Source organism: Limosilactobacillus galli (assembly GCF_947381495.1).
Classification (GTDB): Bacteria; Bacillota; Bacilli; order Lactobacillales; family Lactobacillaceae; genus Limosilactobacillus; species Limosilactobacillus galli.
Map to the genome: position 1 here is coordinate 1 of NZ_CANCWK010000061.1, position 6,334 is coordinate 6,334.

The 6,334-nt window shown below is 48.8% G+C and carries 5 protein-coding genes; all 5 read left to right on the plus strand.

Annotated elements, in window-relative coordinates; genetic code table 11:
* Positions 1-380 precede the first annotated feature (380 nt).
* The 5 genes from QOS10_RS08750 (at position 381) to apf (ending at position 6,153) form a co-directional block, all read left to right on the plus strand.
* Positions 381-683 (plus strand): hypothetical protein, encoded by a 303-nt coding sequence (locus QOS10_RS08750; RefSeq protein ID WP_283595098.1) that lies wholly within the window; start codon positions 381-383, stop codon positions 681-683.
* 521 nt (positions 684-1,204) lie between these two features.
* Entirely contained in the window at positions 1,205-3,439 is a 2,235-nt protein-coding gene (gene nrdD / locus QOS10_RS08755) for an anaerobic ribonucleoside-triphosphate reductase (RefSeq protein WP_283595099.1), read from the plus strand.
* 61 nt (positions 3,440-3,500) lie between these two features.
* Positions 3,501-4,088, plus strand: coding sequence for an anaerobic ribonucleoside-triphosphate reductase activating protein (gene nrdG, locus QOS10_RS08760; protein ID WP_283595100.1), 588 nt, complete (start codon positions 3,501-3,503; stop codon positions 4,086-4,088).
* Positions 4,089-4,099: 11 nt separating this feature from the next.
* A complete protein-coding gene (locus tag QOS10_RS08765; RefSeq protein ID WP_283595101.1) occupies positions 4,100-5,044 on the plus strand; it encodes a SufD family Fe-S cluster assembly protein in 945 nt (314 codons plus the stop codon).
* 356 nt (positions 5,045-5,400) lie between these two features.
* Positions 5,401-6,153, plus strand: a complete 753-nt coding sequence (gene apf, locus QOS10_RS08770; RefSeq protein ID WP_283595102.1) for an aggregation-promoting factor — start codon at positions 5,401-5,403, stop codon at positions 6,151-6,153.
* Positions 6,154-6,334: the final 181 nt, after the last annotated feature.

Consider the following 6,334-nt stretch of genomic DNA (forward strand, 5'->3'; position numbering starts at 1 on the left):
AAATCAATGGTACAGCAAGTAACAAAAAACGATAAAGATAAGAATTCATCTTATCCTTACCGAATATCATAGAACCGCAATTTTTAAGGGATCATCACGAGTTGTACATCATTTGTGCATCAGTTTTTGAGTGTAAGCAGTCAATAACGATACGTCTAGGCAATCCCGCTACAGCCTCCCGTACTAAAGTTGTCTTTAGTACGGGAGGCATTTTTAATGGAAGAAAAACACGACATTATGACACCGGTTTTCAAAAACAAAGAAGCATCAGTCAATAAATTAGTTTTATACCACGCCCTGCGGTTACGATGAAGCTGGAAAAGCTGCTTACTTTTTTTCAATATAAAATGAGTCTGGGACGGTAGAAAGGAAATAGTCAAATGCAGGTACAATTAGACGAGAAAGACTATCAGTTGATTGCTGCTAAGGTACTGGACATAATTAAACAGAAGTATGACCTAGTACCTAAGCAGCCTAAGTATGACAACTGGGTAGGAATCAAGGAATTTATATCTGAGCTGCCTGTTATGAAAGGCAAGGAATGGGTTCGGATGTTCATCCTGACGCGGCCCGAGTTTAAGTCTTGGGTAATCAACTTAAATACCAGGCGAGGCCATCCTACAAGGATCAACTTGACTAAGGGCATTGCTTGGGTGAACGCTCATCAGGATGAAATTAACTAGAACCAATCATTGCCACGATAGGAAGTTAGTCTAGGAAAAGGGTACATGTCACGATACTACAGACGATCACTTGCTGTAATTAATATCCAAGCCTTGCAGTTTTTTCTTTAGACCTTATGATTAGCAATACTCACTTGTATGTTATTTGTGTATCATAAGGCAATGTTCAGGTCATCAATAGTAATTTTGATAATTTTCAAAATAGCATTTTTCGTAAACCGTTTGACCAAAAGCAGATATGATCAGATCATCATACATTAATTAAAGAAGCAAATTTTATCTTTTGATAAAGAAGAGTCACTGATGAATAATAGCGAATTGCAGAATAAATAACCCAAATACCATGATAGCAAGCTTTGCAAATTTTGCGGTTTGCTAAAAAAGCCTTTTCAAATTAACGATTAGGTGCATAAATACACCCATAATTTTTCCACAACATATAGGGGTGGAAATGTCAATACTTTCTATGGATAGTATTTTGCGCTATGATAAGCACCGTTAACTTGAGAGGTGGAATTTGTATGAAGGTACAAATAATTAATGAAAAAGACTTGAACAACCTGACCAACTTAAAGGTTGTTAAACGTGATGGAACCGTAACCGACTTCTATGCTTACAAGATTGAACTTGTTCTAAAGGAACTGCACGCTGACGAGGCAACCCGGCAGATGGTAGCCCTGACCCTCGTTGATGCATTAAGCAACGAGTCATCAGTTGAGGCTTCCCGGATTGCCGAATTGTTCGTAGCGGGCCTTAAGAAGGCAGATCACCCAGAACTGGCTAAGATCTACCAAGACTACCGGCGGCGTGATGAGGAAGCCTTTGCCGAGGCCACTAATCCGCAACACAAGCTTGAGCAGCTCTTTGACCGGAACTCCCGGGTGGTTCACGAGAACGCCAACAAGGATAGCAAGGTCTTCAATACCCAGCGGGACCTTGAAGCGGGGGTTGTCAGCCGGGCCCTGGGCTTGCGGATGCTTCCCGGGATCGTCGCTAAGGCGCACCTGCGTGGTGATATTCACTGGCACGACCTGGATTACTCACCAGTCACTCCAGAAACCAACTGCTGCTTGATCGACTTCGATGAGATGTTCAAGCACGGCTTCAAGATCGGAAATGCTTGGGTCTCCTCACCGCGTTCCATTCAGACTGCCACGGCTCAGATGTCCCAGATCATCGCCAATGTGGCTTCCCTGCAGTACGGCGGTTGCTCAGCTAACCGGATTGACCAATTGCTGGAGCCTTACGCTAAGCTGAACTACGAGAAGCACATGAAGGACGCTGAGAAGTGGATTGCTCCCGACAAGCGCGAAGACTTTGCACGGGCTAAGACCAAGAAGGACATCTATGATGCTATGCAGGCACTGGAATACGAGATCAACACCCTCTACTCCAGTCAGGGCCAAACCCCATTCACAACCGTCAACTTTGGCCTGGGAACCAGCTGGATTGCGCGGGAGATTCAACGGGCTATCCTTCAAATCCGGATCAAGGGTCTGGGGAAGGAACACCGGACGGCAATCTTCCCTAAGCTGATCTTTACCCTCAAGCGGGGCTTAAACCTCAACCCTGGTGACCCGAATTACGACATCAAGCAACTGGCCCTGGAATGCTCCACTAAGCGGATGTACCCAGACCTGTTGATGTACGACAAGATCAAGGAGATCACGGGGAGCTTCAAGACACCAATGGGCTGCCGTTCCTTCCTGCAGGGGTGGAAAGACCCTGAAACTGGTAAGGAGGTCAACTCCGGCCGGATGAACCTCGGGGTAGTGACCGTCAACCTGCCACGGATCGCCCTGGAAGCACACGGGGACAAACAGCTTTTCTGGCAGATCTTTAAGGAAAAGATGCGCATCTGCAAGATCGCCCTGGATTACCGGATCAAGCGGACCAAGGAAGCCAAGCCGGAGAATGCGCCACTGCTTTACATGTACGGTGCATTCGGCAAGCGTCTGAAGAAGACCGACAGTGTTGACGAGGTCTTCAAGAATAGCCGGGCCACGGTTTCCCTGGGTTACATCGGCCTCTATGAAGTCTGCACGACTTTCTACGGTCCAAACTGGGAACACAACAAGGAAGCCCATGACTTCGCCGTTTCAATTACCAAGGCCATGCACGACCTCTGTGCCAAGTGGGAAGACGAGGAAGGCTACCACTTCAGCCTTTACTCCACTCCCGCCGAATCACTGACGGATACCTTCTGCCAGGACGATATCAAGAAGTTTGGCCGGATTGAAAACATCACGGATAAGGAATACTACACGAACAGTTTCCACTACGACGTTCGGAAGCACCCAACCCCGTTTGAGAAGCTTTCCTTTGAGGAGGACTTCCCTTACCAGGCGGCCGGTGGCTTCATCCACTACTGCGAATACCCGAACCTGCGGCAAAACCCGAAGGCCCTGGAAGCCGTTTGGGATTGGGCTTACGATCACGTCGGCTACCTCGGCACCAACACCGCCATTGATCAGTGCTTCAAGTGCGGTTTCAAGGGTGAGTTTGAGGCCACGGCCCGCGGCTTCAAGTGCCCACAATGCGGTAACCATGATCCCGCAACTTGTGACGTGGTCAAGCGGACCTGCGGCTACCTCGGTAACCCTCAGCAACGGCCAATGGTTCATGGTCGGCATGAGGAAATCATTCACCGGGTTAAGCACATGAATCCGGGAATGATCGCCAACGCAGCTGAATTCGAAAAGAACCGGCAGATGGATGCCAAGGCGCACGCCGACATCACCGGTGACCAGATTTAAAACGCTGATAGAGGGACCGTCACCATTGCGGTCCCTTTTTATATAGGAGGAAAAGAGAAAAATGCCAAAAGAACGAGCAACCCGATTGCCAAATAATCCTAAGCCAAAGGAGTGGCTGGCTAAGGACCACTCCCTGCAGTACATTGCCGATTACAAACCCTTTAACTTTGTCGATGGGGAAGGGGTCCGCTGCAGCATCTACGTCAGCGGCTGCCTTTTCAACTGCCCCGGTTGTTATAACAAGGCGGCCCAGAACTTCCACTATGGGCAACCGTACACGAAGGAGCTGGAAGACCAGATTATGGAGGACCTTTCCCAAAGCTATGTTCAAGGCCTGACCCTGCTGGGCGGGGAGCCCTTCTTGAATACCCAGGTCTGCTTGAAGCTGGTTCACCGCCTGCGCAAGGAATTCGGCCACACCAAAGACATTTGGGGCTGGTCCGGTTACACCTGGGAGGAGCTGCAGAAAGAATCGGCGGACAAGCAGGAACTTTTGCACAACCTGGATATCCTGGTTGATGGCCGCTTCCTGCTGGCCAAGAAGGACCTGACCCTTCAATTCCGGGGGAGCTCCAACCAGCGGATTATCGATGTTCCTAAGTCGCTGGCGGCCGGTAAGGTTGTTATCTGGGATAAGCTCGTTCATTAAGGGAGAAGACAATGGCAGAACTAAACAGTGCAATTTGGCAGCAGGAACCTGGTTGGTTGCAGAAAAAACGACAACTGGCCACGATGTTACGTGCTCGTTTCCCAAAGCAGGACGATCAGGATGACTGGCTCGGTTCCTGGCAGGGGGAGCAGCGCAGGGCTGGGCAGTCCACGGGGCTGGTCAGTCACGACGGCGATTACGTTGCCCAACCGCTCAGTCAGGCGGTTAACGAATACTCCGAGATGCTGCAGGAGAACCTGATGGAAAAGGCCATCTTTTGGCAGGACGGCCAGCTGAACGCCGCCCACCTTTCCAGGATTGATGGCGGCCAGTTTATCTACGTGCCAGATGGGACTGCCCTGACGGCACCGATTGAACTGGCACCGACAATGACCGGGGAGAACCCGCATAACGTGTTCATTGTGGGGGCCGGCAGTCAGGTAACAATCCAGGAAACGGCCCAATTGACGAACCCAGGATCGGTATATGCAGGGACCGAAATCCTGGTGGGGACTGGGGCAACCGTTACTTACCGGCAGTTTAACCACTTTGCCGGTCAGCGGGCCCTGCAGGCGGTGCATGTCTACCAGGCGCAGGGGTCGCAGTTCCACCTCGCGTATGGCCAGTCAAGTGCGACAGATGTTGCCACCAGCCTGTACAGCTTCCTCGATGGTCAGCAGACTAAATGGACCGCAGATGTGGCCCTGCAGGTACCGGCGGGTGCGCACCAGGAATGCCGGCCGGTACTCGACGGTTATGGTCAAGGGACGACTGGTCGCCTGTATGTTTGGGGCCAATCAGCAACGCCGGCGGATCTCAAGCTTGACCACTTCAAGGTCGGCTCCGGTGAACCATTGGATATTGCGGAAGAAGTGAAGCGGCTGGCCCCGGATAGTGCGTTTAACGACCTGCTTCCGGCCGCCAGTTGGCTAAAAAATAAGTTTGAGCGGGCCTAAAGCATGTTACGTGCTTGTTACAAAACCGCCGTTTTTCCGGAAAGAGAAGCCAATTTAACCTTTCAAATAGTTAAATTGGCTTCTTTTTTGTTGCTTATATTACAAATTGCCTGGATAAACGGAGGTCGGATAAACTCCCGTCATGACGACGATTACTGCTAAAAAATCAGTAAATATTACGGAGATTGTTACAAGTTATTACGTTAATCCGGGAATTTGTTATTCCTGGGTAACTCGCCTGTAATTTACGGAGTGTATAGTATAAACCGTTGATTGATATGAGCGATCAACATTCTAACTAAGATAATAAAAAATATTAAAACAAAGAGAACTGAAAAGGATGGGATTGAATCTTTATGAAGTTATCTAAACACATCGCTAAAATTACTGCTGCTGTTGCTGGTGCCGTTGCGCTGGGAACCATTGCAACTGCCACTACTGCTAACGCCGACTCAATTTACACGGTGCAAAGTGGTGATACTTTATCAGGAATCTCCTACAAGTTCGGCCATGACCTGAGCTTTGTTGACACCCTGGCATCTTCTAACCAGATTGCTAACAAGGACTTGATCTATGTTGGCCAAAAGCTGGTTATCAAGGACAACGGTGAAGTTGCTCCTGCTACCCAATCACAAGCTGCTACCCTGCCTAGCGCAACTCCAGCATCAGCATCTGCTGCCCAAACTTCAGCAGCTACACAAAGCGCTGCTAGTCAGGCAACTGCTACAGCTAGCCAGGCTACTAGTCAATCAGCTGCTACTCAGGCAGTTGCTACTAGTGCCCAACAAGCACAACCTTCAGCCGCTCAACAACATACGGCTAGTGCAACTACGCAAACTGTAAACGCTGCTGCAACTAACACTAGTTACACTTCCAATGTTGCTGGTAATGATGCTGCCGCTAAGGCTTGGATTGCTGCTCGTGAATCTGGTGGTAGTTACACTGCCCGGAACGGTCAATACGTTGGTAAGTACCAATTATCTGCAGCTTACCTGAACGGTGACTACTCTGCTGCTAACCAAGAACGGGTCGCTGACCAATATGTTGCCAGCCGTTACGGTTCTTGGTCTGCTGCTCAGTCCTTCTGGCAATCACATGGTTGGTACTAAGATCAACTTTAATAATTAAATTTTAAGATCTATGGTGAGTTACCATAGATCTTTTTTGTTATATGTTACAAATGAAGGGATACGTTGTCTCTTTTTTACTTTATGCAGATTGCAAGAAATAACTTGAACGAATTTAATGACGTAAATTAAGCAGGAAGATCTCGATTGGTGTGCGCCAGTT